At 71.3% G+C, this 25,040-nt stretch carries 26 protein-coding genes and 2 pseudogenes; 16 read left to right on the forward strand and 12 right to left on the reverse strand.

Going from position 1 to position 25,040, the window contains the following annotated elements; genetic code table 11:
* Window positions 1–27: 27 nt before the first annotated feature.
* Together OGH68_RS20755 and OGH68_RS20760 are read left to right on the forward strand one after the other, a co-directional pair.
* Entirely contained in the window at window positions 28–1,140 is a 1,113-nt protein-coding gene (locus tag OGH68_RS20755; protein WP_264246126.1) for an NAD-dependent epimerase/dehydratase family protein, read from the forward strand.
* A 15-nt stretch (window positions 1,141–1,155) separates the two neighbouring features.
* Entirely contained in the window at window positions 1,156–2,343 is a 1,188-nt protein-coding gene (locus OGH68_RS20760) for a lysophospholipid acyltransferase family protein (RefSeq protein WP_264246128.1), read from the forward strand.
* Window positions 2,344–2,503: 160 nt separating this feature from the next.
* Here OGH68_RS20760 and OGH68_RS20765 read toward each other — a convergent pair whose 3' ends face one another.
* The 3 genes from OGH68_RS20765 to OGH68_RS20775 all read right to left on the reverse strand — a co-directional run bounded on the left by OGH68_RS20765 (window position 2,504) and on the right by OGH68_RS20775 (window position 6,121).
* Window positions 2,504–3,703, reverse strand: coding sequence for a DUF5667 domain-containing protein (locus tag OGH68_RS20765; protein WP_264246130.1), 1,200 nt, complete (start codon window positions 3,701–3,703; stop codon window positions 2,504–2,506).
* Window positions 3,704–3,977: 274 nt separating this feature from the next.
* On the reverse strand, window positions 3,978–4,823 hold the full coding sequence (locus OGH68_RS20770) for an ECF subfamily RNA polymerase sigma factor, BldN family (protein ID WP_264246132.1): 846 nt from the start codon (window positions 4,821–4,823) through the stop codon (window positions 3,978–3,980).
* Between the two features lie 356 nt (window positions 4,824–5,179).
* Window positions 5,180–6,121: an HAD family hydrolase gene (locus OGH68_RS20775; RefSeq protein WP_264246133.1), complete on the reverse strand. Its 942-nt coding sequence runs from the start codon at window positions 6,119–6,121 to the stop codon at window positions 5,180–5,182.
* Window positions 6,122–6,239: 118 nt separating this feature from the next.
* Here OGH68_RS20775 and OGH68_RS20780 point away from each other — a divergent pair, with 118 nt between their 5' ends.
* From OGH68_RS20780 to hemB, 7 genes are all read left to right on the forward strand, one after another.
* The gene (locus OGH68_RS20780; RefSeq protein ID WP_264246134.1) at window positions 6,240–6,515 is read left to right on the forward strand and encodes a glutaredoxin family protein; all 276 of its coding nucleotides are present in this window, start codon (window positions 6,240–6,242) and stop codon (window positions 6,513–6,515) included.
* Between the two features lie 310 nt (window positions 6,516–6,825).
* Complete coding sequence (locus OGH68_RS20785) at window positions 6,826–7,551, forward strand: redox-sensing transcriptional repressor Rex (protein WP_264246136.1); 726 nt, start codon at window positions 6,826–6,828, stop codon at window positions 7,549–7,551.
* Complete coding sequence (locus tag OGH68_RS20790; RefSeq protein ID WP_264246137.1) at window positions 7,548–9,281, forward strand: glutamyl-tRNA reductase; 1,734 nt, start codon at window positions 7,548–7,550, stop codon at window positions 9,279–9,281. The genes OGH68_RS20785 and OGH68_RS20790 overlap by 4 nt, the downstream gene beginning before the upstream one ends.
* Complete coding sequence (gene hemC / locus OGH68_RS20795; protein WP_264246140.1) at window positions 9,278–10,237, forward strand: hydroxymethylbilane synthase; 960 nt, start codon at window positions 9,278–9,280, stop codon at window positions 10,235–10,237. The genes OGH68_RS20790 and hemC overlap by 4 nt, the downstream gene beginning before the upstream one ends.
* Window positions 10,234–11,901, forward strand: a complete 1,668-nt coding sequence (locus OGH68_RS20800) for a bifunctional uroporphyrinogen-III C-methyltransferase/uroporphyrinogen-III synthase (RefSeq protein WP_264246141.1) — start codon at window positions 10,234–10,236, stop codon at window positions 11,899–11,901. Before hemC ends, OGH68_RS20800 begins: the two co-directional genes overlap by 4 nt.
* Before the next feature lie 368 nt (window positions 11,902–12,269).
* Window positions 12,270–13,124 carry a class I SAM-dependent methyltransferase gene (locus OGH68_RS20805; protein ID WP_264246143.1) on the forward strand — a complete coding sequence of 285 codons (855 nt, stop codon included), beginning with the start codon at window positions 12,270–12,272 and terminating at the stop codon, window positions 13,122–13,124.
* A 97-nt stretch (window positions 13,125–13,221) separates the two neighbouring features.
* On the forward strand, window positions 13,222–14,223 hold the full coding sequence (gene hemB, locus OGH68_RS20810) for a porphobilinogen synthase (RefSeq protein ID WP_264246146.1): 1,002 nt from the start codon (window positions 13,222–13,224) through the stop codon (window positions 14,221–14,223).
* 89 nt (window positions 14,224–14,312) lie between these two features.
* Here hemB and OGH68_RS20815 read toward each other — a convergent pair whose 3' ends face one another.
* Complete coding sequence (locus OGH68_RS20815; RefSeq protein ID WP_264246148.1) at window positions 14,313–14,984, reverse strand: TetR/AcrR family transcriptional regulator; 672 nt, start codon at window positions 14,982–14,984, stop codon at window positions 14,313–14,315.
* A gap of 98 nt (window positions 14,985–15,082) precedes the next feature.
* On the opposite strand from OGH68_RS20815, the gene OGH68_RS20820 reads away from it, so the two are divergent.
* Together OGH68_RS20820 and OGH68_RS20825 are read left to right on the forward strand one after the other, a co-directional pair.
* The gene (locus tag OGH68_RS20820; RefSeq protein WP_264246150.1) at window positions 15,083–15,247 is read left to right on the forward strand and encodes a hypothetical protein; all 165 of its coding nucleotides are present in this window, start codon (window positions 15,083–15,085) and stop codon (window positions 15,245–15,247) included.
* A gap of 59 nt (window positions 15,248–15,306) precedes the next feature.
* Window positions 15,307–15,717, forward strand: coding sequence for a VOC family protein (locus OGH68_RS20825; RefSeq protein WP_264246152.1), 411 nt, complete (start codon window positions 15,307–15,309; stop codon window positions 15,715–15,717).
* A gap of 180 nt (window positions 15,718–15,897) precedes the next feature.
* On the opposite strand, the pseudogene OGH68_RS20830 reads toward OGH68_RS20825, so the two are convergent.
* Window positions 15,898–16,107: pseudogene (locus tag OGH68_RS20830) on the reverse strand (helix-turn-helix domain-containing protein); the annotation flags it as partial.
* Window positions 16,108–16,221: 114 nt separating this feature from the next.
* Here OGH68_RS20830 and OGH68_RS20835 point away from each other — a divergent pair.
* Window positions 16,222–16,677 (forward strand): ATP-binding protein, encoded by a 456-nt coding sequence (locus tag OGH68_RS20835; protein ID WP_264246154.1) that lies wholly within the window; start codon window positions 16,222–16,224, stop codon window positions 16,675–16,677.
* A gap of 283 nt (window positions 16,678–16,960) precedes the next feature.
* Here OGH68_RS20835 and OGH68_RS20840 read toward each other — a convergent pair whose 3' ends face one another.
* The 3 genes from OGH68_RS20840 to OGH68_RS20850 all read right to left on the reverse strand — a co-directional run bounded on the left by OGH68_RS20840 (window position 16,961) and on the right by OGH68_RS20850 (window position 18,797).
* The gene (locus tag OGH68_RS20840) at window positions 16,961–17,155 is read right to left on the reverse strand and encodes a hypothetical protein (RefSeq protein ID WP_264246157.1); all 195 of its coding nucleotides are present in this window, start codon (window positions 17,153–17,155) and stop codon (window positions 16,961–16,963) included.
* A 320-nt stretch (window positions 17,156–17,475) separates the two neighbouring features.
* A complete protein-coding gene (locus tag OGH68_RS20845) occupies window positions 17,476–18,354 on the reverse strand; it encodes a glycoside hydrolase family 19 protein (RefSeq protein ID WP_264250196.1) in 879 nt (292 codons plus the stop codon).
* Between the two features lie 161 nt (window positions 18,355–18,515).
* A complete protein-coding gene (locus OGH68_RS20850) occupies window positions 18,516–18,797 on the reverse strand; it encodes a carboxylesterase family protein (protein WP_264246158.1) in 282 nt (93 codons plus the stop codon).
* A gap of 3 nt (window positions 18,798–18,800) precedes the next feature.
* Here OGH68_RS20850 and OGH68_RS20855 point away from each other — a divergent pair, with 3 nt between their 5' ends.
* The gene (locus OGH68_RS20855) at window positions 18,801–18,950 is read left to right on the forward strand and encodes a hypothetical protein (protein WP_264246160.1); all 150 of its coding nucleotides are present in this window, start codon (window positions 18,801–18,803) and stop codon (window positions 18,948–18,950) included.
* Window positions 18,951–19,055: 105 nt separating this feature from the next.
* Here OGH68_RS20855 and OGH68_RS20860 read toward each other — a convergent pair whose 3' ends face one another.
* Window positions 19,056–19,250, reverse strand: coding sequence for a carboxylesterase family protein (locus OGH68_RS20860; protein WP_264246163.1), 195 nt, complete (start codon window positions 19,248–19,250; stop codon window positions 19,056–19,058).
* Between the two features lie 289 nt (window positions 19,251–19,539).
* Here OGH68_RS20860 and OGH68_RS20865 point away from each other — a divergent pair, with 289 nt between their 5' ends.
* Window positions 19,540–19,812, forward strand: a complete 273-nt coding sequence (locus OGH68_RS20865; protein ID WP_264246166.1) for a DUF1876 domain-containing protein — start codon at window positions 19,540–19,542, stop codon at window positions 19,810–19,812.
* A 36-nt stretch (window positions 19,813–19,848) separates the two neighbouring features.
* On the opposite strand, the gene OGH68_RS20870 is transcribed toward OGH68_RS20865, so the two are convergent.
* Together OGH68_RS20870 and OGH68_RS20875 are read right to left on the reverse strand one after the other, a co-directional pair.
* Window positions 19,849–19,989 carry a hypothetical protein gene (locus tag OGH68_RS20870; protein ID WP_264246168.1) on the reverse strand — a complete coding sequence of 47 codons (141 nt, stop codon included), beginning with the start codon at window positions 19,987–19,989 and terminating at the stop codon, window positions 19,849–19,851.
* Window positions 19,990–20,053: 64 nt separating this feature from the next.
* A pseudogene (locus tag OGH68_RS20875) lies at window positions 20,054–20,188 on the reverse strand (DUF4232 domain-containing protein); the annotation flags it as partial.
* A 510-nt stretch (window positions 20,189–20,698) separates the two neighbouring features.
* Here OGH68_RS20875 and OGH68_RS20880 point away from each other — a divergent pair.
* Window positions 20,699–21,154, forward strand: a complete 456-nt coding sequence (locus OGH68_RS20880) for a hypothetical protein (protein ID WP_264246171.1) — start codon at window positions 20,699–20,701, stop codon at window positions 21,152–21,154.
* A 30-nt stretch (window positions 21,155–21,184) separates the two neighbouring features.
* Here the strand turns inward: OGH68_RS20880 and argS are convergent, their stop codons facing one another.
* Complete coding sequence (gene argS / locus OGH68_RS20885) at window positions 21,185–22,993, reverse strand: arginine--tRNA ligase (RefSeq protein ID WP_264246174.1); 1,809 nt, start codon at window positions 22,991–22,993, stop codon at window positions 21,185–21,187.
* Window positions 22,994–23,172: 179 nt separating this feature from the next.
* Between argS and lysS the strand changes: the two genes are divergently transcribed.
* Entirely contained in the window at window positions 23,173–24,945 is a 1,773-nt protein-coding gene (gene lysS, locus OGH68_RS20890; RefSeq protein WP_413471012.1) for a lysine--tRNA ligase, read from the forward strand.
* Window positions 24,946–25,040: the final 95 nt, after the last annotated feature.

Consider the following 25,040-nt stretch of genomic DNA (forward strand, 5'->3'; position numbering starts at 1 on the left):
CGGAACGCCCCAAGGAAGGCGCTGATCTTGGGCAAGGTCGTGCTCGTCACCGGAGTGGCCCGGCAGCTCGGAGGCCGTCTCGTGCGGCGCATCCAGCGCGATCCCGAGGTGGACCGGGTGATCGGGGTCGATGCCGTGGGCCCCGGACACCACCTGGGCGGTGCCGAGTTCGTCCGTGCCGACATCCGGCAGCCCGCCATCGGGCGGGTCCTCGCCGAGCACGCCGTCGACACGGTCGTGCACATGGACGTGACGGGCACGCCGCTGGGCGCCGGCGGCCGTACGGCCGTCAAGGAGACCAACGTCATCGGCACCATGCAGCTCCTCGGCGCCTGCCAGAAGTCGCCGACCGTGAAGCGGCTGGTCGTCAAGTCCAGCACGAGCGTCTACGGCTCCGCTCCGCGCGATCCGGCGGTCTTCACGGAGACCACCCCGCCCAAGTCGCTGCCCAGCGGTGGCTTCGCCAAGGACGCCGTCGAGGTCGAGGGATATGTGCGCGGCTTCGCCCGGCGCCGGCCCGACGTGGCGGTGTGCGTGCTGCGCTTCGCCAACATCCTCGGACCGTGCGCCGACTCGCCGCTCGCCGAGTTCCTCACGCTGCCGGTGATGCCGACGGTCTTCGGGTACGACCCGCGGCTGCAGTTCGTCCACGAGGACGACGTCATCGACGTGCTGCGGATCGCCCTGCACGAGCCGCGGCGCTCCACGCTCAACAGCGGCACCTTCAACATCGCAGGGGACGGCGTGCTGACGCTGTCCCAGTGCTCGCGGAGGCTGGGCAGGCCGACCCTGCCGGTGCTGCTGCCGGCGGTCACCTGGGTCGGCTCCGCGCTGCGGACGATCGGCATCACCGACTTCTCGCCCGAGCAGATCCGGCTGCTGACCCACGGGCGGGTGGTGAGCACCGTTCAGATGCGCGAGACACTGGGCTTCCGGCCGAAGTACACGACGGCGGAGACGTTCGCGGACTTCGCACGCAGCCGCGGGCCGGGGCTGCTCCCGCCCCGGACGCTCGCCAAGGCGGTGGACCAGGTCACTGCGGCCCTGCCGTTCACAGACGGCGCGGCCCTCGAAGACGGCGGGCGGACGGCCACGCGGACGCCCACGCAGACGACGCACAGCAGCGGACAGCCCGGATAAGGAGCGCAGCCGACGATGGCGGACGCCAAGGTCATTCCGTTCGACGACGACCGGTCGCGTGGCGGCGGCGCGCAGCGCCCGGCGCGGCGGCGCTCTGCGGCAGGCGGCCGTCGCAAGGCCGAGCCCGCGGCGACGGGGGAGGCCGTGGTGAGCCCCCTGCCCGGGCAGCACGGCGGTGAGAGCGCCGACGGCGGTACGGGCAAGCCCCCTGTGCCGGCCGCTCCGGTGGCCTCCGGCGCTCCGGGCGCCGGTGAGGTGCCGGACGCCGCCGAGGGTGCCCATGACGCCCCTCAGGACGCTGCCGCTCCTTCCGCCGCCGGACAGGAGTCACTCGGGGCGGCGCCACCCGGGGCGCCGGCGGCCGGGGTCTGGGACCGGAGGATCGCCGGCGGTCTGGCGTTTCTGCGGCGCCGGATCACGGGTGACTACGAGGTCGACGAGTTCGGGTACGACGCCGAGCTCACCGACCAGGTCCTGATGTCGATGCTGCGGCCGATGTACCGGAAGTACTTCCGGGTCGAGGTGAAGGGCATCGAGAACATCCCGGCCGAGGGCGGCGCGCTGGTGGTGGCCAACCACTCGGGGACGCTGCCGCTGGACGGGCTGATGATGCAGGTCGCCGTCCACGACAACCATCCGGCGGGCCGTCATCTGCGCCTGCTGGCCGCGGACCTGGTCTTCATGCTGCCAGTGGTCAATGAACTGGCTCGCAAGGCCGGCCACACCCTGGCCTGCGCCGAGGACGCCGAAAGGCTTCTGCAGCGCGGCGAGGTGGTGGGTGTGATGCCGGAGGGCTTCAAGGGCATCGGCAAGCCGTTCGGCGAGCGCTACAAGCTCCAGCGCTTCGGGCGCGGCGGTTTCGTCTCGACGGCGCTTCGGGCGGGAGTGCCGATCGTGCCGTGCTCGATCGTCGGGGCCGAGGAGATCTACCCGATGATCGGCAACGCGAAGACGCTGGCGCGGCTGCTGGGCATCCCCTACTTCCCGATCACGCCGACCTTCCCGTGGCTCGGGCCGCTCGGGGCGGTGCCGCTGCCGACGAAGTGGACGATCCAGTTCGGGGAGCCGATCGAGACGGACGGCTATCCGCCGGAGGCGGCGGAGGACCCCATGCTGATGTTCAACCTGACGGACCAGGTGCGCGAGCAGATCCAGCACACGCTCTACAAGTTGCTGGTGCAGCGCCGCTCGGTCTTCTTCTGAGCCCGCCTCGCCGGCCCCGGCGGCGCGTCAGCGGCCGGGGACCCACGTCCTGAGCCGCGACCTGTGTTCTGGCGAGCGGATCTGTGTTCTGCCGCGCGGACATACGTGAGGGGCGGGCCCCTGCCGGGACCCGCCCCTCACGCACGCACTGTCCGGACGGCTAGTCGTCCTCCGCCTCGAAACCGAGGCCCGGGAGAATGCCGGGCAGGAGCGGCGGGATGGTGACCTCCGGCGCCGACGGTGCGGATTCCATGCCGGACAGCGACGGGCTCGTCAGGCCCTCCGGCGGGTCGAGCAGACCGCCCGTGTTGCCGCCGAGCAGGCCGTCGTCCTCCGCGTCCGTGCTGGACCCCGACGGGCTGGGCCGGGTGACCTCGCCCGTCCGCCCGCCGCCGTCCGGCGCGCTGGGCGCCGTACGGTCCGGGTCCGAGGCGCTTCCCGAGTCCTGTGACGTGCTCGGGCCCTGGACGCCGCTCTGCTTCTCCGGGGGCCGGGGCAGCAGCGACTCGAGCGGGCCGACCTGTTCGTCTATGGCTTCGAAGGCGGAGTCGACCTCGTCGCCGACGTCGGTCAGCTGGGCGGGCAGCCGGTCGCGCAGTCCGTCCCACGTCTCGCGGTGCGAGCGGGAGAAGGAGTTGAGCGTGGCCATGGGGGCGAGCGAGCCGTCGCGTTCGTACGCGGCGCTGAGCAGACGGTGGCCTTCGGTGACGTCGTGCCGCATGCCGGTGAGCGTGCGGCGGACCTCGCCCAGGGACTCGTGGTCCATGGTGCCGGAGCGGCCTCGCTCCATGAGCCGGCGGGCCTCGCTCAGGCGGGTCGACGCCTGGTCGAGATAGAGCTCGCCGCGGTCGGACTCGTCGTCGGCCAGGCCGAGTTTGAAGTCCTCCATGCCGCGCTTCAGCCCGTACAGCGAGTCACCGGGGAGGGCGTCGGAACTGGCAGCGGCCACCCCGCCGAAGGCGCCCGCCGCCACACCGACGGTCAGGCCGCCGGCCGCGAGCCCCTTCGACCAGCGGGAACGCGGTCGCAACTTCCGGAGCGGGGATGCCCGGTGGGCGCCGCGGCCGGAGGTCCGCTGCTCGGGCACCGTAGGGCCCGCGGGCGCACCCGGCGAGGCTGCCGTGCCCTCTTGGAGCATCGCTTCCATGGCGGCCACGAGCTGTGCCCGCTGCACCACCTTGACCTCGGGGTCCATTTCCGGCTTGGGCAGCTCGCCGAGACCGTGGGCCAGGGTCAACAGCCGTTCGTGCTCGGGCGGTTCGACGGACTCGACCGACTCGTCGGGCTGTTCGGCCGCCTGGTCTTCCAAGGCCTGGGCGAAGGCGTTCGCCCGCCGGTGCGCCGAAACGTTCGCGATCACTGGCGGCACCTCCTCTCGTCATGACGATCGACTCCCCTGGGGGTCTGGAGGGTTGCACACCTTGAGCACATCCACACGAAAGAGTGAGCGGCTGCGGGCATGGCGTGTCCAGAGGGAGCCTGCATTCCGCACAACGAGCGGCGCGGCACTTGGGTTACGCGCGAAAGATGATCGGACCAGTGCGTCATCGAGGCGTCACCGAATGTGAGTCGGGTACAGGGGGCGTGGGGGGAGGCTGTGGGGACAGCGGGGCTCTGGAGCGGGCAGGGGCCGGTCAGCGTGCGTCATCGGGGAGCAGCCGGGCGAGGGTGCGCACGGCGCGGTACTGCAAGGTTTTGATCGCGCCCTCGTTCTTGCCCATCGCCCTGGCGGTCTCGGCGACGGACAGGCCCTGCAGGAAACGGAGGGTGACGCACTCCTGCTGCTGGGGGTTGAGCTTGCGGACGGCCTCGAGCAGCGCGGCGTTGGAGAGGGACTCCAGGACCGAGTCCTCGGGGCTGCGCTCCACCTCATTGGCGTCGAGCATCTCCCCGGTGGTCACTTCCAGCCGGAAGCGGCTCGACTTGAAGTGGTCGGCGACCAGATTGCGGGCGATCGTCACGAGCCAGGCGCCGAAGTCGCGGCCCTGCCAGGTGAAGGTGGAGATGCGGCGCAATGCGCGCAGGAAGGTCTCACTGGTGAGGTCCTCCGCCGTCGCCTTCCCGCCGACGCGGTAGTAGATGTAGCGGTACACGGTGTCGCTGTACTGGTCGTAGAGCCGGCCGAAGGCCTCGGCCTCGCCCGCCTGGGCCCGCTCGACCAGCTCCATCATGCGGGCGCTGTCGCTGTCGGCGGTGGGCCGCCGGGTGGCGGCCTGTGCGCCGGAGCCGCGGCCGGCCCTTCTGCCCGCGGCGCGTCCTTCGGCGGGCCCTCGCCCCTCGTCGACGGCGCTGCGTGTCGGCCCCTTGTGCAGGCCGTCGGTCAGGGCATAGCAGGGTGCGGCCGGGCCGTCGGCGGCAAGGCGGGGCGTGGCGAAGGCGGGGACGGCGTACGCGGCGGGGACAAGGCCGCGCAAGTGGTCGAGGACCGCTGCGCGCAGCGTAGCCAGGCCCGAGGCGTCAACCCCGACGTGTGGGTACACGGGACTCCCAGAGGCAGAGCTTCCATCACGAGCAGTGCGGGACCGTTCACCCGTCGTGGGGACTGGTGGGGTCCGTCATGCGTCTGAGGAGAATAACGCTTCGTACAGGCATTGCTACGCCCAGTTGCTCAAATCGCCGTTTCAGACACTTTTGTTGCGTCTACGCGATGGTTCTGGTCGCACATTGTGAGCAGTTATTGATCGAATTTGGTCATCATCTGTCGTGCCGGGCGGTGTGTTCTGGCCGGGCCGGGACAAGAGGACTGGCCGGGGACTTACCGGGACGAAGCCCGCGGATTGGTCGGCGACACGCGGAAGAGCACATGTTCGCCGGGCCGGGACCGGCCGGGCCGGTGTCAGCGGCGGCGGCGGTGGAGGGCGACCGCGGCGGCGGTACCGCCCGCCAGCGCGCCCACGCCGGCCGCGGCCGGGATGCCGACCTTGGCGGCCTTGCGGCCCGTCCGGTAGTCGCGCAGCCGCCAGTCGCGCTGCCGGGCGTGCTTGCGCAGCTTGGTGTCCGGGTTGATCGCGTACGGGTGCCCGACGAGCGAGAGCATCGGGATGTCGTTGTGGCTGTCGCTGTACGCGGCGCAGCGGGAGAGGACCAGGCCCTCTGCGGCCGCCAGGGCGCGTACCGCCTCCGCCTTCGCCGGGCCGTGGAGCGGTTCGCCGACGAGCTTGCCCGTGTAGACACCGTCGACGGACTCGGCGACGGTGCCGAGTGCGCCGGTCAGCCCGAGACGGCGGGCGATGATCGTCGCGGTCTCGACGGGTGCCGCGGTCACCAGCCAGACCTTCTGGCCGGCGTCGAGGTGCGCCTGTGCGAGGGCGCGGGTGCCGGGCCAGATCCGGTCGGCCATGTACTCGTCGTAGATCTCCTCGCCGATGCTCATCAGTTCGGAGACGCGGTGGCCCTGGACGATGGACAGGGCGCTCTCGCGGGCGTCCTGCATGTGCTCCGGGTCCTCGACCCCCGCGAGCCTGAACCACGCCTGCTGCCAGGCGAACCGGGCCAGTTCGCGGCGCTGGAAGAACTTCCGCTTGTACAGGCCCCGGCCGAAGTGGAAGATCGCGGCGCCCTGCATGACGGTGTTGTCGAGGTCGAAGAAGGCGGCGGCGCGTTCGTCGCCCGCGACGGGGAACTCCGGTTCGACGGCAGGGGCGGTGACCTCCTGCGCCTCGAGCGCCTCGATCGTCTGCGAGGACTTCCGTGCTGCCTCTGCTGCGGCTTCGCCCGCGAGCACGCTGCGTGCCGTGGCGGAGCGCCTGCGCGGAGTGAGCCATCCCAGTGCGGCCATGTCGTGAGCATAGCCAGTCTGTTCGGTACTTCCCGACCCGCCGGGGATGCGGCGGCGTGAACTCTGCGGGTCCGCGCTGTTAATCCGTACTGATGAGAGGACCGGCGAGAATGGGTGCATGAGTCCTTTGCTGCGGCGCACGAAGAAGAACCCCGCCGAACACACGGTCACCCTGATCGGGAAGCCCGGCTGTCACCTCTGTGACGACGCGCGCGCCGTCGTCCGGCAGGTGTGCGACGAGGCGGGCGCCTCCTGGGAGGAGAAGGACATCAACCAGGACGTGGAACTGCACCGCGCCTACTGGGAGCAGATCCCCGTCGTGCTGATCGACGGGGAGCAGCACACCTTCTGGAAGGTGGACGCCGACCGGCTCCGGCGGGCGCTCGGCGTCTGAACGGTCTCCCTCCGGCCCGTCGTGGCTCTATCGGGAGGCGCGGGCGGCAGGGCAGAGTGGATGGGATCAGGCGGTCTCGGGGGCGTGCGCGAGAGGAGTGTGTCCGGCTTTGCGCCCTTCGGTGCCCCAACGGTCACGGACGGTTTGCGGTTCCGTAATTCGCCTGTCGAATTGCGTGACCCCGATCACTTTGGACGGACAAACCGGACACCATCTTTGTGCACGCGTTCACAAAGACATAGCCTGCTGTCGACGGGGCGGTCTTGGGACACACGGCCGCCTGCAGCCTCGCTCATCCCCCAGGAGCACCGTGGCAACTGGCCGAAATCACCGACCGGCGACCCGTAGCCGAGGAATCCCCGAGGCCACCGTCGCCCGACTCCCGCTGTACCTGCGGGCTCTGACCGCACTTTCCGAGCGGTCCGTCCCCACGGTCTCCTCCGAGGAGCTCGCCGCGGCGGCAGGTGTCAACTCCGCGAAGCTGCGCAAGGACTTCTCCTACCTCGGCTCGTACGGGACCCGTGGCGTCGGCTACGACGTGGAGTATCTCGTCTACCAGATCTCCCGTGAACTGGGCCTGACGCAGGACTGGCCGGTTGTGATCGTAGGAATCGGTAATCTCGGCGCCGCGCTCGCCAACTACGGCGGCTTCGCGTCGCGTGGTTTCCGGGTCGCCGCACTGATCGACGCCGACCCGGCAATGGCCGGAAAGCCCGTCGCCGGCATCCCGGTCCAGCACACGGACGAACTCGAGAAGATCATCAGTGCCAACGGGGTCTCCATCGGGGTCATCTCCACGCCCGCCGGTGCCGCGCAGCAGGTGTGCGAGCGCCTGATCGCCGCCGGGGTCACCTCGATCCTGAACTTCGCCCCGACCGTGCTGTCCGTGCCCGACGGGGTCGACGTGCGCAAGGTCGATCTCTCGATCGAACTGCAGATCCTCGCCTTCCACGAGCAGCGCAAGGCCGGCGAAGAGGCCGAGACCACCAACCGCAGGGGCCCCGAGGGTGACATGTCCGCGGTGATGCCGGCATGAGTCTCCTGGTCGTGGGGCTGAGCCACCGCAGTGCTCCCGTGAGCGTGCTGGAGCGGGCGTCGCTGCCCGCCGACGCCCGGATCAAGCTGCTGCAGGACACCCTCGCCGCGGAACCCGCCACCGAGGCGACCGTGCTGGCCACGTGCAACCGCATCGAGCTGTACGCGGACGTGGACAAGTTCCACGCCGGTGTCGCCGAGCTGTCGACCCTGCTCGCCCAGCACAGCGGGGTGGGCCTCGAAGAGCTCACCCCTTATCTCTATGTGCACTACGAGGACCGGGCCGTCCACCACCTCTTCTCGGTGGCCTGCGGCCTGGACTCGATGGTCGTCGGCGAGGGCCAGATCCTCGGACAGATCAAGGACGCGCTGGCGCTCGGGCAGGAACTGCACACCGCCGGACGGCTGATCAACGACCTCTTCCAGCAGGCGCTGCGGGTCGGCAAGCGGGCCCACAGCGAGACCGGGATCGACCGTGCCGGGCAGTCGCTCGTCACCTTCGGTCTCGAGCAGCTCGCCGCCGGGGCACCGGTCGACGGATGGGCCGCGGACAAGCGGGCGCTGGTCATCGGCGCCGGTTCGATGTCCTCGCTGGCCGCCACGACGCTGGCGCGCCTCGGCGTGCGGGAGCTGGTCGTCGCCAACCGGACCACGGAGCGTGCGGAGCGGCTGGCCGCGGTGCTCTCCGAGCCGGGCACTCTCGACGCGCGCGCCGTCAGCATGTCGCAGGTGCCCGCCGAGCTGGCCCTGGCCGACGTGGCCGTGTCCTGCACCGGCGCGACCGGGCTCGTGCTGACGGCCGAGGCGGTCGCGGCCGCGCTCACCGAGCACATGGTGCCGGGCGCGTCCCCCGCCGCGGACCTGCGCGCCCCCGAAGGCAGCGTCGTCGCCCGGCTGGCCGCGCTCGCCGCACGCGACGGCCGCGTGGCCGAACTCCCGGGGGGCGCCGACGACCTGGCGGGCCTGCCGGGCGTGGACCGCGCCGGCGGCCCGGGTGCGCCCGAGGTGGGAGCGCCCGACGCGGGTGCGCCAGGACCGGCTGACGCGCGGGCGGACGCCGCCACTGGAGCCGAGGACTCGCTGCCCGGCGACGCGGCCGGGGCCGAGTGCCCCGTCGGCCTCGACGACTCCCTGGCGCAGCACGCCGCCTGGGTCGACAACGGCTCGCGCGCCCGCGACGCCCACGCCGGCGCGGTCACCGCGCACGGCGCCGGGCCCGTACGGCTCGCGCTGCTCGACCTGGCCATGCCGCGTGACATCGACGCCGCCGTCCACCGCCTCGCGGGCGTACGGCTCGTCGACATCGAGTCCCTCGCGGAGGCCTCGGCCGACGCGCCCATGGCCGCGGACGTGGACCAGGTGCGCTCCATCGTCTCCGACGAGGTCGCCGCGTTCGGCGCCGCCCAGCGGGCCGCGCACATCACGCCGACCGTGGTCGCCCTGCGCACCATGGCCGCCGATGTGGTCGCCGGGGAGATGGCGCGTCTCGAGGGACGGCTGACCGGACTCGACGAGAAGCAGCGCGCCGAGATCACCCAGACGGTGCGCCGCGTGGTGGACAAGCTCCTGCACGCGCCCACCGTGCGGGTCAAGCAGCTGGCCGGAGAACCCGGCGGCGCCGGGTACGCGGACGCGCTGCGGACCCTCTTCGACCTCGACCCGGAGACGGTCGCCTCCGTCAGCCGGGCCGACCTGAATGACGCAGACGTCAAGAACCGAGGGCGAGTATGACCGAGAGGGCACTGAGGCTCGGAACCCGGCGGAGCAAGCTGGCCATGGCCCAGTCCGGGCAAGTGGCAGAGGCGGTGCGCCGCCTCACCGGCCGCGACGTCGAGCTCGTCGAGATCACCACGTACGGGGACGTGTCCCGCGAGCACCTCGCGCAGATCGGCGGCACGGGCGTGTTCGTCGCCGCGCTCCGTGAGGCGCTGGCGCGCGGGGAGGTCGACTTCGCCGTTCACTCGCTGAAGGACCTGCCGACGACCCAGCCGGACGAGCTGGCGCTCGCGGCCGTGCCGAAGCGCGAGGACCCGCGGGACGTGCTGATCGCCCGCGACGGCCTGACCTTCGAGCAGCTGCCGAACGGCGCCCGGATCGGGACCGGTTCGCCGCGCCGCATGGCGCAGCTGAACGCGTACGCCCGCACCCACGGCCGGACGGTCGAGACGGTGCCGATCCGCGGCAACGTCGACACCCGCATCGGATTTGTACGGAACGGGGAGCTCGACGCCGTCGTGCTCGCCGCAGCCGGACTCAACCGCATCGGCAGGACCGACGAGGTGACCGACTTCCTGTCGGTCGACTTCGTCCTGCCCGCCCCCGGCCAGGGGGCACTGGCGATCGAGTGTGCCGCGTCCGACGCGGACCTCGTCGCCGCGCTCGCCGAGCTCGACGACCCGCGCACGCGGGCCGCCGTGACCGCCGAGCGTGCCCTGCTCGCCGCCCTGGAGGCCGGCTGCTCCGCACCTGTGGGTGCGCTGGCCGACCTGTTGGGCGACGGCCAGGAAGTCACCGAAATGCGCCTGCGCGGCGTCGTCGGCACGACCGACGGCTCCTCGCTGGTGCAGCTGTCCACCACCGGTCCCGTACCCACGTCGCACGACGACGCGGCGGCGCTCGGACGCGAACTCGCGGACGAGATGCTCGCCAAGGGTGCGGCCGGTCTTATGGGGGAGCGAGCACTTTGAGCCCCACCACCTCGAACCGTCCACCCCTTCCGGCACACGGACACGGGCACGTCACCTTCCTGGGTGCCGGTCCCGGCGATCCCGGTCTGCTGACTCTGCGCGCCGTCGAGGCACTGGCCGGCGCCGACGTGCTGATCGCCGAGCCGCACGTGCTCGAGGTCGTTCGCGGCCACGCGCGGGCGAGCGTGAGCACGCCTGAGCTGACGGTCGTTGACGGCGCGTCAACAACCGCCGGAATCCCCGTACTCAGGGATGCGGCCAATCTTGTCATGGAGGCCGCGCGGGGCGGCAAGCGGGTCGTCCGTGCGGTGACCGGCGACCCGGGCCTGGACACCGACGCAGGTCAGGAGATGCTCGCCTGCGCCGCGGAGGGCATCCCCTTCGAGGTCGTGCCGGGCGTGGCCGCCGCGGTGGGCGTGCCCGCGTACGCGGGTGTCCCGCTCCGCGACGAGCACGGCACCGACGTCCGCTTCATCGACGCGCGGACCGCCTCCGACCGGTGCTGGACCGAGGTCGGGACGAGCGACGGCACGGTCGTCGTCTCCACCACCCTGGAGACGGTCGCCGCGGCCGCCGGCGAACTGGTCGCCGCCGGCCGCAAGCCGGACACCCCGCTGACCGTGACCGTGGCCGGTACGACCACCCGGCAGCGGACGTGGACCGCGACGCTCGGCACCATCGCCCAGACCTTCAAGCAGGCGAAGGTGCTGCCGTCCCCCGAGGGGCACCAGCCGGTCATAGCCGTGGTCGGTGAGCGCAGCGCCGCCGCCCAGCGCGACCAGCTCGCGTGGTTCGAGTCCAAGCCGCTGTTCGGCTGGAAGGTACTCGTGCCGCGTACGAAGGAGCAGGCCGCCTCGCTCTCCGACCAGCTTCGTTCCTACGGCGCGGTGCCGCACGAGGTCCCGACCATCGCCGTCGAACCGCCGCGCACGCCGCAGCAGATGGAACGCGCGGTCAAGGGCCTCGTCACCGGCCGCTACGAGTGGATCGCCTTCACCTCCGTCAACGCGGTGAAGGCGGTGCGGGAGAAGTTCGAGGAGTACGGCCTCGACGCGCGCGCCTTCGCCGGCATCAAGGTCGCGGCGGTCGGCGAGCAGACGGCCGCCGCGCTCGTCGACTTCGGTGTGAAGCCCGACCTCGTGCCGAGCGGCGAGCAGTCCGCGGCCGGTCTGCTGGAGGACTGGCCTCCGTACGACCCGGTCTTCGACCCGATCGACCGCGTCTTCCTGCCGCGCGCCGACATCGCGACGGAGACGCTGGTCGCGGGCCTGATCGAGCTGGGCTGGGAGGTCGACGACGTCACGGCCTACCGGACCGTGCGGGCGTCGCCGCCGCCGGCGGAGACGCGCGAGGCGATCAAGGGCGGCGGCTTCGACGCGGTGCTGTTCACGTCGTCGTCGACCGTGCGGAACCTGGTCGGCATCGCCGGCAAGCCGCACAACGTGACCGTGATCGCGTGCATCGGTCCGGCGACCGCGAAGACCGCGGAGGAGCACGGGCTGCGGGTGGACGTCCTGTCCCCGGAGCCGTCCGTGCACCGGCTGGCCGAGGCCCTCGCCGACTTCGGCGCGGCGCGCCGCGCGGCGGCGGTCGAGGCGGGCGAGCACGTGACGCGCCCGTCGGAACGGCGACCGGGCGGGCGGCGGCGGCGTACGACGACCTGATGGGTGCGCGTGGCGGGGCGGGTGGGGTGCTTTCCCCCACCCGCCCCTTCCCGTAACCGGGGGCTCCGCCCCGGACCCCGTACGGGCTGCGCCCCGGACCCCGGTACCGCGCTTCGCGCGGTGTTCCGGGGACTCCGCCCCCGCACCCCCGCGCCTCAATCGCCGGCGAGGCTGACACAGTCAGCCCGGCCGGCGATTGAGGCCGGTACAGGGTCCGGGCGGAGCCCGCCACGCGGCGGAGGCACATATCGGTACACCGGGAAGGGGCGGGGTGGGGACGGCTCCGCGCAGCGGTTGGCGGGGCCGCAGCCCGAGGCGTACACCGGAAGCAGACACGTCGCGCGGCTGAGAATGAGTGGGTGACCGCCATGAGCGCCAGGACTCTGCACGTCGATCCGTCCAACGCCGAGCAGGCACGCGCCTGGGACGGTGACGAAGGCTCGTACTGGGCCGCGCACGCGGACGACTTCGACCGCGCGATTCACGCCTACCAGCGGCCGTTCCTGGACGCCGCCGCCCTCCACCGCGGCGAGCGTGTCCTCGACATCGGCTGCGGCAACGGGCTGACGTCCCGCGCCGCCGCCCGGCTCACCGTCGGCGGCCCCGTGCTCGGCATCGACCTGTCGGGCCCGATGCTGCGCTTCGCGCGGCGGGAGGCCGAGCGGGAGGGGCTCGACAGCGTCCGCCACGAGCAGGCGGACGCCCAGACCTATCCGTTCCCGGAGGCGTCGTTCGACGTCGCGATCAGCCGTATGGGGTGCATGTTCTTCGCCGATCCGGTGACGGCGTTCCGCAACATCGCCCGCGCGCTGCGGCCCGGCGGCCGGCTGGTGCTGCTGGTGTGGCAGGCCGTGGAGCACAACGAGTGGTTCCGGTCCTTCGCGACCGCTCTCGCGGCGGGCCGCGATCTGCCCGTGCCGCCGCCCGGCGCGCCCGGACCGTTCGCCATGGCCGATCCGGACGTCGTACGGGAAAGGCTCACCGCTGCCGGGTTCGAGGAGCCGGAGCTGACGGGGCTGCGCCGCCCCATGTACTTCGGGCGGGACGCCGATCACGCGTACGCCTTGGTCTCCGGGATGCTCACCTGGCTGGTCGACGACCTCGACGATGTCGGCCGGGCGCGGGCCCTCGCCGGTCTGCGTGTGAACATCGAGACCCACGAGACCCCGGAGGGTGTGCTCTACATGTCGGCCGCCTGGCTCGTCACCGCCACGCGCCCGTAGAGAGGGCCGCAGGGGAGGCCGTGGAGGGCCGCAGGGAGCCCCCGCACCGACGGGCTGTCGGCATTCGCACCCCCGCGGCGGGCGTAGCGTGGCATGCATGACTGTGTACGGATCCTTTCCCGGTGCGCGGCCGCGGCGGCTGCGGGTGAATCCCGCGATGCGGCGCATGGTCGCCGAGACCCGGCTGCACCCGGCCGATCTGATCCTGCCCGCCTTCGTGCGCGAGGGGATCAGCGAGCCCGTCCCGATCCAGGCCATGCCGGGCGTCGTGCAGCACACCCGTGACACGCTCCGGAAGGCCGCCGTCGAGGCGCGTGAGGCCGGGGTTGCCGGGATCATGCTCTTCGGCGTACCGGAGGACGAGAAGAAGGACGGCCTCGGGACCGCCGGCACGGACCCGGACGGCATCCTCCAGGTCGCCATCCGCGATGTGAAGGCCGAGGTCGGCGACGAACTCGTCATCATGTCCGACCTGTGCCTCGACGAGTACACCGACCACGGCCACTGCGGTGTCCTGGCCGAGGACGGCCGCGTCGACAACGACGCCACGCTGGAGCGTTACGCCGAGATGGCCCAGGTCCAGGCCGACGCCGGCGTCCACGTCGTCGGCCCCAGCGGCATGATGGACGGCCAGGTCGGCGTCGTCCGCGACGCGCTCGACACCATCGGCAAGGAGGACGTGTCGATCCTCGCGTACACCGCGAAGTACTCGTCCGCGTTCTACAGCCCCTTCCGCGAGGCGGTCGGCTCGTCGCTCAAGGGCGACCGCAAGACCTACCAGCAGGACCCGGCCAATGCGCGGGAGTCGCTGCGCGAGCTGGCGCTCGACCTCGAGGAGGGCGCCGACATGGTCATGGTCAAGCCCGCCGGCCCCTACCTCGACATCCTCGCCAAGGTCGCCGAGTCGGTGGACGTGCCGGTCGCCGCCTACCAGATCAGCGGCGAGTACGCGATGGTCGAGGCCGCTGCCGAGAAGGGCTGGATCGACCGGGACAAGGCGATCGCCGAGACGCTGCTCGGCATCAAGCGCGCCGGCGCGAGCATGATCCTGACGTATTGGGCGACGGAGGTCGCCCAGGGGCTCGGCGCAGGTCGCTGACCGAGAGAGTCCTCCGACGGCCCGGTGCACACGTCGCACCGGGCCGTCGGCCGTTCCGTGCCCGGTTCGCCCGGCACCCTGCCGCCCGGTCAGGCCACCGCGTAGTCGGCGAGCGCCGGTTCGAGCAGGTCGAAGGCGCGGGCGGCCTCGTCGGCGACGGTCCGCGCGATGTCGTCGTTGGAGTGCCCGGCGAGGGTGAGTTCCTGGATGCGACCGAACAGGACCCGGTGCACCGCGCCCAGCAGAGCGGCGGCCGTGCGGGGGGTGATGTCGGCGGCAGTCGTGCCCGTGGCTCCGGCGAGGGCGTCGGCCAGGGCCTCCTCGCGCCGGTCGTGCAGACCGCGCAGGCAGGCGGACAGAGTCGGACTGTCGTCGATCATGCGGGAGAAGTCCGGGCCCGCGAAACCGGCGATCGGATCCTGGGCCGCGACGGCGGCCTCGAACGCGCGGCGCAGCGCCGCGAGGGCCGATTCACCGGAAGACCGTGCGGCGACGGTGTCCGCCAGGCTCGCGGCGAACGCGTCCTGGTGGTCCAGCGCCATGTCCTCCTTGCGCGGGAAGTAGTTGGTCACCGTCTTCTTCGCCACGCGCGCGGCGTCGGCGATCTCCGCGATGGTCGTCCGCTCGAAGCCCTGTGCCATGAACAGCCGGGTCGCGTGATCGGAGATCAGCTGTCGCGTCTCGCGCTTCTTGGACTCCCGTAGGCCCGCCGGTGCGGCAGGCGCCGGGGTGCTCGTCACCGTGCTCGTCTCGTTGCTCATGAGAGAATCTTACATCCGTAGCAAATTTACGTTGACACCCTCGCTCTCCTCGGTCTAAGTTTACGTCCAACGTAAGTTTCTGTCGAGAGGACCATCGCATGCAGCGAATCGATCTCGCCAAGCTCCTCGCCGACCAGGCAGCCGGCAACCCGGCCGCCCGAGGACGGCAGCAAGGCGGTCGACAGTCCGTACAGCTCCACCCCGTCCGCTTCCAGGACAACCATCGCCGCGCACGGAACCTCCCGCGCCGCAGCTCCTACTGACCGACCCGACCGCCACCGTGGCGCGCCGGCCCCCTCAACCCACCGAAAAGGAACCCGCCTTGAAGATCACCGCCTCCACCGTCTCCCTCACCGTCGACGACGTGGCCGCTTCGCAGGCCTTCTTCACCACCCACCTCGGCTACCAGGAGCAGGCCGCCGCCGACGGCTTCGCCTCCCTCACCCGGTCCGACGCCGCAGTGGACATCGTTCTGCTGCAGCGCGGCATCGAGGTCCTGCCTGCGGAGCAGCGCGACCAGCACGCCGGCGGACTGATCCTCGCCTTCACTCTCACGGGGCTGGAGGCCGAGGAGAAGCGGCTGCGCGGCGAGGGCGTCGAGATCACCATGCCGCTGCGCGAGGAGCCGTGGGGTGAGCGGCTCTTCCAGATCACCGACCCGAACGGAGTGATCGTCCAGTTCGTCGAATGGGTCCCCCCCGCCGCCGCCGACGGCGCGGAGGGGGAGATGTGAGCGGGACGTCCAGGCCTCAGCGCAGGTCGCTGACGAAGGCCGCCCAGGCGGCCGGTGCGAGCGTGAGCACCGGACCGCCGGGGTTCTCGCCTCCCGCTCCAGATCCATGTACTCCACCGCCCACGCCGGGATCAGGTCCACCTCCGGCATGTGCTCGACCGCGACCGACAGCGCGCCCTTGGTCTCCAGACGGTCGTCGAAACTCTGCGCCAGGTCCGGTTCCAGCGGGCGGCGGCCCTGCTCGACGGAGGCGACGGTCTCCTCCGCCAGGTTGAACTCCGTCGCGAGTTCCCGTTGCGTGAGGCCCGCGGCCTTGCGGAAGCGGGCGAGCCGGCGGCCGACCAGCCGCATGGCCGACGCGTGCTTCCGGTGGCGTCTCCTGGGGTGCATGTCCGACCAACTGCCCGGACCCGTCCGTACGTTACGCCTGCGCGACCGGTACAAACGAAATGTACGGGTCGGCGGAGTGCAGCCGGACGCTCACCCGCCGCGACTCTCGTTCCCGTGGACAAGACGATGCAACACGAGGACGTGCGCGAGCTGTTCTGCCGGCGTGAGCGCCGGTCGGAGCGCGCCGCGCGGGAGTTCGCCCGTGAGGCGCTGACCGCCTGGGAGTGGGGCGCGGGGGCCGGCGACGTCACCCTCTGCGTGAGCGAACTCGCGGCCAACGCGCTGGTGCACGGCGTACCGCCGGGCCGCGGGTACCTGCTGCGGATGTGGCTGTACGAGCAGGGGTGCGCCCTGCGCGTCGAGGTGCACGACAGCGGCTACGGGAGACCCCGCGTGCGCCGGCCGGAGGGCGAGTCGGGGCGCGGCCTGCTGCTGGTGGACGCGCTGGCCGACCGGTGGGGGGTGGGGCCGCGCGAACCCGGCAAGGTGGTGTGGTGCGAATTCGAGAGGCATAGGCCATTTGCATCAATCCCCCGGCCCTCTCCCTCTGCCCCTGTAAAGGAGCCCTGACCTGGGGACATGCGGAATCACCCGGGCTGGAGCGGCGTGATGTGGACGTGTCGTCGCCGCTGATCGCGGCGAGTGTGGTGCGCGGCACAGCGTTGGCCCGTCTCCCGGGACTTCTTCGGGACGGTGCTCTTGCGGAGGAGAGATCGATGCGGTTTTCCCGGATAGCGACAGGAGCCGGCGTCGCCGGCATGGTGCTGGCCTTGTCGCCGGCAGTGGCGTGGGCGGGCGGTGCGCCGGACGGACGCGGCCCGACGAATGTGAGCGTGAGTCCGTCACAGGTGCATCAGGGCGCGACGCTGTCCGTGACGGCGAGCGGGTGTACGAGCGGCGGTACGGTCACCTCGGCGGCGTTCCCCACTGTGCGCCTGCCCGCGGGTTCGAGGACCACGACCACGGCCCGCGTGTACAACACCGCTACCCCAGGGGCGGCGACCCTGACCGTGACGTGCTCGGGCCGCAGTGCCCACGCCGGTTTCACAGTCCTCAAGGGAACCGCGACGCAGGGCGGCCTGGGAGGCTCCCAGTCCCTCGGCACGGCGGAGACGGCCATCGGCACCGCCATGGCTGCCGGAGCGTTGGCTGCCGGGGCGTTCGTCGTGTCCCGTCGGCGTCGACGCGTGGGCGTTCGCGCCTGACGACACCCACCGGGTGGGCGGAGGACACGCACGGCGTGCGGGGTGGTGAACCGTGGGACGAGCAAGGTCCGCCACCCGCACCGGTGCGTTGCCGGAGATGGGGCGGCCGCGGCCGGGGGACGAAGTCTCCCCGGTCCGCGGCCCGTTCAGTGGCGGCGGGTCCTCAGCAGTAGAGGTTCCCGCCGGTCGGCACGCCCAGGATCTGGGCGAACTGCTGGTACTTGCTGACCCGGCTCTGGACCTGCGCCGGGTTCTTGCCGTCGCACTCCAGGGAGCCGTTGATCGAGCGGATGGAGTGGCCGAAGCCGGCCTGGTTGACCATGGCGTCGTGGCCGGTCATCGTGCCGGGGCCGCGCTGGGTGTTCCAGTACCAAAGGCCCGTCTTCCAGGCCACGGCGGCCTCGTTCTGGACCCGCCACGGGTTGTTCAGCAGGTCGATGCCGAGTGCGTCGCCCGCGGCCTTGTAGTTGAAGTTCCAGCTGAGCTGGATCGGTCCGCGGCCGTAGTAGGCGGCCTGGCCGGCCGGGCAGCCGTACGGCTGGCTCCAGTCGCAGTAGTGCGGGTAGTTGGCGGTGTTCTGCTCGACGATGTGGACCAGGCCGCCGGTCTCGTGGCTGACGTTCGCGAGGAAGGCCGCGGCCTCCTGCTTCTTCACCGTGTCGCTGCCGGTGTTGGCGAAGCCCGGATAGGCGCTCAGGGCCGCCTTCAGGCCGCTGTAGGTGTAGAAGGAATTCCGGTTCGGGAACATCTGATTGAACTGCGACTCGCTGACCACGAAGCCGGACGGGGAGGGGGTGCCCCCGCCGCTGCAGGTGTACGGGTCCCAGTACCAGGTGCTGACCGTCGGGCTGTAGCCCGGATTGTCGTGCTCGGCTATGTAGTACGAACCGTTGTACCTGACAACGTTGCCAGCTGTGTACCAGGCGCCCTGCTGCCAGTTCGGAGCGGTGTCGCAGACGGTGGCCGCCGACGCCGCGGACGCGGAGGGCATCAGGACCGCGGCGAGCCCGGTGGCGGCGAGGATCGCGACCAGCAGGGCCATGAGACGTGTTCTCAGCACTCGATCACTCCTTTGAGCGCAACGGCCTTACCCGGAGCCGTAGTTGCCCTCCGGGCTCGGCCGCGGTGGGGGGCTGTGCGCCCACTCAAGCGCTATTGACGTGATCGAGTCAAGGTATAGACCAATGAGAACCGGCGGTAACTTCAGAGACCCTTCCAGAACGGGTACCGGTGTTCGGCCTCGAAGTCCGTCGGACGGTCCCCGGCGGACGACAGCGACCGCACCTGGGGCGAGGCCGGCGTGTACGGCTTCCAGGCCGCTCGGCCGGTCCGGGCGAAGTCCGACCAGATGCCGATCAGCGAGGCGGCGAGCGCGGGCTGGTGCCCGGTCAGCGGCTCCGCCCACGCCATGTCGAAGAGGTAGGGCAGCTCGGCCAGATGCGGCGCGCCGACCGGGAGACTTCCCGGGGAAGCCCCTGGAACCACGGGTTGGACGCCTCGGCGAACTCGTACGCGTACGTCCGGGGCCTCGCCCCCAGCGCCCTGTTCGTCTCCACCGCCGTACGCGCCCACAGCGCGTCCGTCATCGCGGCGGCGAGGGCCCTGCCGTGCGAGCCGCCCCACGCCCCGGCCGGGTAGCGGGCAGGATGCCGTCGACCGTTTCCGGCCCGAACGCGGCGGCGCCCGTACGTCGCCTTCGTCGAGGGTGGCCGCCGGATCCTGGAGCCGCCGGCGCTTCTCGAACTACTGGCCCCAGATGCGGAACGTCTCCTCGTCGCGGTTGATGCCGTGCAGCACCGGAACGCGGTGGAAACGGCCGGAGGTGAAGGCGTGGGCCGGGGTGCGGGGCAGCAGCCGAGTGCCGTAGACCGGGCCGTAGCGCGTCTCCTCGTCGTCCGCCGCGACGAGATCCCCGGCCGGCACGGTACGCAGCGGCACCTCGAACTTCCCGTCCAGACGTCGCGCGTGACGCAGCGCCTCGGCGCGGGTCAGGGTCTCGTCGTCGTCCAGGCACGGGCCGCAGCGGCATGGCCGTGACGGTACGGAGCCCGGCCTCCCACGGGCAGCCGGCCCGCCCCCGCCCCGGGGGTGTACTTCGGTGCACCCCGGCCCTGAGGGCAGTCCCCGGGCGGGGCCCGGGAACGCGGGCGCCCGAGCCGTGCCGCGGGCTCGCGATCAGCAGCCGTGCGGCGCACCCTTGAAGGGGAACCGCTGGAGGTGGTCCGTCATGCAGACACTCGTCGGATGGCACATCGAGATGGAGTTCAAGGAAGACGGCGACCGCACGAGGGCGGCCGCCATGGTGAGGCTCGGTGACGGTACGGAATACCGCGGTCACGGAAACGCGAATCGGCACCGGTCCGACCAGCCGCAGTTGCTGGTCGGCGAGGAGATCGCGGGCGCACGTGCCCTGATGGACCTCGCCTCCCAGCTGCTGCAGAAGGCTCACACGGAGATCGACGAGGCGTCCGGGAGGCCCTCACACGACATCGTCCGGTGAACGGTCGGCGGCTCCACGCCGCCGGTGGTCGACAAGTCAGTACATAAGGGCGTCGTCCATGGAGTTCTGCCAGTGGCTGACGGTCGTCGTCGAGTCGATGTACGTGTCGGCCGGCAGCCGGACGACGGCCGGAGCGGCGTCCGTCGAACCCGAGCCGCCGCGCGGCGCGAAGCTCACCGCGAGCTTCGCCGCCGTGGTTCCCGCTGCCGTCGGCCGCCACCAGTATGACGGACGCGTAGGCGGATTCGCCGGGGGCGAGGGTGACGACGGCCTGCGGCTTGCTGGCGGCGTCGATCGCGGTCGCCGCCTGTGCCTCGTCGAAGCGCAGCAGCGGCGCGTGGTACGCGTTGCACGGCTTCGAGCCGGTGTTGGTCATGGTGAGCAGCGCTGCCGAGCCGCGGGGTGGTGGCGGGAGCCGCGTCCTGCGCAAGCGCCTTCTCGTGGCGCTCGCCGCGTCTGCCGTCGTGGCCTTCGCCGTCGCCGTCGCCGTCGTCGCGAGCAGCGGCCGTGGCAACGGCAACAGCAGCGGTTCCGGCGACGCGGCGGCCCGGGCCGAGTCACCCGCCGGGGCTGTCGCGCCGACCGGGGGCGCGTCCCGTACGCTCTCCGGTTCCCCGTCGGCCCCGCAGAGCGCTTCGCCGAGCAGCGGCAGCCGGGCCCCCGGTGACTCCCCCCGCGGCGCCGACCCCTCGCCGGAGGCCGGCCGGCAGAACACCGCCCCGGCCGGCGGCGTACCGCTGCGCGTCGGGATCAGCTCGTACAACTGGGCCTCGCCGTGCGGCCAGTACTACCTGTTCGACGGGAAGCCGGACGGAGTCCCCCGCCGCCCGCCCCGCAGGACCGCCGGCGCTGGGCCGGCGTGCTCGGCGGCATCGACGCCGGCCGTATGCATCTCCAGCTGACCGCCACCGGCAGGACCGAGGACTCGGTCGTCATCAACGCCGTGCACGTACGGACCGTGGCGCGGGGCGCGGCACTCGCGTGGAACGCGTACTCGATGGGCGAGGGATGCGGCAGCGGGGTCACCCCGCAGACCTTCGACATCGACCTCGACGCGGGCGGCCCCGTGGCGAAGCCCGTCGCGGGAACGGACGGCGACCTGACCGTGCCGGCCAAGGACTTCCCGTACAAGGTGGCGTCGAACGATCCGCAGGTTCTCAACTTCGACGTGCACACCGAGGAGCACGACGTCAGCTGGTACCTGGAGGTCGCCTGGAGCAGCGGTGACCGGAGCGGAACCGTCCGCGTCGACGACGGGGGCAAGCCGTTCCGTACCAGTGCCGCCGAAGGCCGCCCCATGTACGACTACTGGCCGGACAAGAGCGAGTGGGTGGCTCGCTGACTCGTCCGGCCAGTGTGCGGAATCGTGTGATCAGAGACGCTCGGGCGTCCGGATGCCCAGCAGCGCCATGCCCCGGTGGAGGGTGCGGCCGGTGACGTCCACCAGGAACAGGCGGTTCTCCACGACCTCCGGCGCGTTGTCCGCGCTGAGGACGTGGCACTGGTCGTAGAACGTCGTCAGGTGCGACGCCAGCTGGTACAGGTACGCGGCCAGCTTGTGCGGCTCGTACGACGACGCGACTTCCGCCAGCACCTCGCCGAACTGGTCCAGGTGCAGACCCAGCGCCCGCTCCGCCGGGGCCAGCGGCAGCTCGGGGTGGGCCAGCGGGCTGCGGTCGCCCGCCTTGCGCTTGATCGACTGGATACGGGCGTACGCGTACTGGAGGTAGACCGACGTGTCGCCGTTCAGCGACACCATCTGGTCCAGGTCGAACTTGTAGTCGCGCACCGCGGACGTCGACAGGTCGGCGTACTTCACCGCGCCGATGCCCACGTACCGGCCGTTCTCGACGATCTCCTGCTCGGTCAGGCCCACCTTCTCGGCCTTCTCGCGCACCACGGCCGTCGCCCGGTCGATCGCCTCGTCCAGCAGATCCACCAGCCGCACCGTCTCGCCCTCACGGGTCTTGAACGGCTTGCCGTCCTTGCCCAGCACCGTGCCGAAGGCGAGCTGGTGGGCCTTGACCTTCTCGTTCAGCCAGCCGGCCCGGCGCGCGGTCTCGAAAACCATCTTGAAGTGCAGTGACTGGCGGGCGTCCACGACGTAGAGCAGCGTGTTCGCGTCGAGGGTCTGGACACGGTTGCGGATCGCGGAGAGGTCGGTGGCGGCGTAGCCGTAACCGCCGTTGGACTTCTTCACGATCAGCGGCACCGGGTTGCCGTCCGGGCCCTTCACGTCGTCGAAGAAGACGCACAGCGCGCCCTCGGAGCGCACGGCGACGCCGGACTCCTCGAGGATGCGGCAGGTCTCGTCGAGCATGTCGTTGTACCCGGACTCGCCGACGATGTCGGGGTCGCGGATCTCCATGTCGAGCTTCTCGAAGACCGAGTAGAAGTAGATCTTCGACTCGTCGACGAACCGCTGCCACAGTGCCAGGGTCTGCTCGTCCCCGGACTGGAGGTCCACCACCCGGCGCCGGGCCCGCTCCTTGAACTCCTCGTCGGAGTCGAACAGGGCACGCGAGGCCTTGTAGAGGCGGTTCAGGTTGGACATCGCCTCCTCACCGGAGACCTCCGGCGCGGCGTCGCCCTCCTTGTGGTCCAGCTCGTGCGGGTGCTCGATCAGATACTGGATGAGCATGCCGAACTGGGTGCCCCAGTCGCCGATGTGGTGGCGGCGGACCACCTTCTCGCCCGTGAACTCCAGGATCTGCACCATGGCGTCGCCGATCACGGCGGACCGCAGATGACCGACGTGCATCTCCTTCGCCACGTTCGGCTGGGCGTAGTCGATCACCGTCGTACCGGCGTCCGCCGCGAACGGCACGCCGAGACGGTCGTCCGCGGCACGGGCGGCCAGGGTCTCGGTGATCGCCTTGTCGGTGATCGTGATGTTCAGGAAGCCGGGGCCCGAGACCTCGATGTCCTTCACCACGTCGTTCGCCGGGATCGCGTCGACGACCTTGACCGCCAGCTCGCGCGGGTTGCCCTTGAGCTTCTTCGCGAGCGCCAGGATGCCGTTGGCCTGGAAGTCGGCCCGGTCGCTTCGTCGCAGCATGGGGTCTCCCCAGCCCGAAGGGCGAGGGGAAGGGTCGGCCATCCCGGCCTCCGGCAGGGCTGCCGAAAGGGCGTCCGCGAGGCGCTGCTGCACGGTCGAAGCGAGGGAAGGGACCGAGGCCATGAGCTTCCGTTCCGGTTGAGGTGTGCTTTCACTGAATGTTGCGGTGGTCAAGTATCCCACGGAGGGGCAAGTCGTTTCCCGGAGCAGGAGGCAGCGTACGGGCGACGAGGGGGCGGCGCGCGGGCGAGCCGGACAGTGGCGCACGAGGCGAGCCGGAGGAACGCCCTCCGTCTGGGAGAATGGCCAGGAGCTCAATCCAGCTTTCGAGAAAGAAGGACGTGCCGACCGTGGCTCAGAGCAGCACCGAGACCGACTGGGTCTCCCGTTTCGCGGACGAGGTCATCGCCGAGTCGGAGCGACGTGCGCCTGGCAAACCGGTCGTCGTCGCCTCCGGTCTGTCCCCCTCCGGCCCCATCCACCTGGGCAACCTCCGCGAGGTCATGACCCCGCACCTGGTCGCCGACGAGATCCGGCGCCGCGGGCACGAGGTCCGCCACCTGATCTCGTGGGACGACTACGACCGCTACCGCAAGGTGCCGGCCGGCATCGAGGGCATCGACGCCTCGTGGGCCGAGCACATCGGCAAGCCGCTGACCTCGGTCCCGGCCCCCGCCGGATCGTCCCACCCGAACTGGGCCGAGCACTTCAAGGCCGCGATGACCGCCGCTCTGGACGAGCTGGGCGTCGAGTACGACGGCATCAGCCAGACCGAGCAGTACACGTCCGGCGTCTATCGCGAGCAGATCCTGCACGCGATGAAGCACCGCGCCGACATCGACGCGATCCTCGACCAGTACCGCACCAAGAAGGCCCCCGCGAAGAAGTCGCAGAAGCCGGTCGACGCGGCCGAGCTCGAAGCGGCCGAGGGCTCGGGTGCGGCCGCCGAGGACGACGGCAGCGGCGGCGCGGGCGGGTACTACCCGTACAAGCCGTACTGCGGGCAGTGCGAGAAGGACCTGACCACCGTCACCTCGTACGACGACGACACGACCGAGCTCGCTTACGTCTGCACGGCGTGCGGCTTCGGCGAGACCGTCCGGCTGAGCGAGTTCAACCGCGGCAAGCTGGTCTGGAAGGTCGACTGGCCGATGCGCTGGGCGTACGAGGGCGTGATCTTCGAGCCGAGCGGTGTCGACCACTCCTCGCCGGGCTCGTCCTTCGTCGTCGGCGGGCAGATCGTGCGCGAGGTCTTCGACGGCGTCCAGCCGATCGGCCCGATGTACGCCTTCGTCGGCATCAGCGGCATGGCCAAGATGTCGTCCTCGCGAGGCGGCGTGCCCACCCCGGCCGACGCGCTGAAGATCATGGAGGCGCCACTGCTGCGCTGGCTGTACGCGCGCCGCAAGCCCAACCAGTCCTTCAAGATCGCCTTCGACCAGGAGATCCAGCGTCTCTACGACGAGTGGGACAAACTCGCCGCCAAGGTCGAGGACGGGACCGCCCTGCCGGCCGACGCCGCCGCGTACTCCCGTGCCGTCCGCACCGCCGCCGGCGAGCTGCCGCGCACACCGCGCCCGCTGCCGTACCGGACGCTCGCCTCGGTCGTCGACATCACCGCCGGCCACGACGAGCAGACGATCCGCATCCTCAGCGACCTCGACCCGGCGAACCCGCTGGCTTCGCTGGACGAGGCCCGCCCGCGGCTCGACCGCGCCGAGAACTGGATCACCACCCAGGTCCCGGCCGACGCCCGGACCGTCGTCCGCTCCGAGCCCGACACCGAGCTGCTCGGTTCACTCGACGACCAGGGGCGCGAGTCGCTGCGCCTGCTGCTGGAGGGCCTGGACACGCACTGGTCGCTCGACGGCCTGACCACGCTCGTCTACGGGGTGCCGAAGGTGATGGCCGGTCTCGAGCCGGACGCCAAGCCGACCCCGGAACTGAAGGTCGCCCAGCGTTCCTTCTTCGCCCTGCTCTACCGCCTGCTGGTCAGCCGCGAGACAGGCCCGCGCCTGCCGACGCTGCTGCTGGCGGTCGGCGCGGACCGGGTACGGAAGCTCCTCGGCGCCTGACGCCGCGTCGCGCGTTTCGCAGGGCCTCACCCCGGGCGGGGTGGGGCCCTGCGCCAGTGCTGGCCGCTCGAAGGCGCGTCACCGCAAGAGCCGAT

This window comes from Streptomyces peucetius (genome assembly GCF_025854275.1).
GTDB classification, from domain to species: domain Bacteria; phylum Actinomycetota; class Actinomycetes; order Streptomycetales; family Streptomycetaceae; genus Streptomyces; species Streptomyces peucetius_A.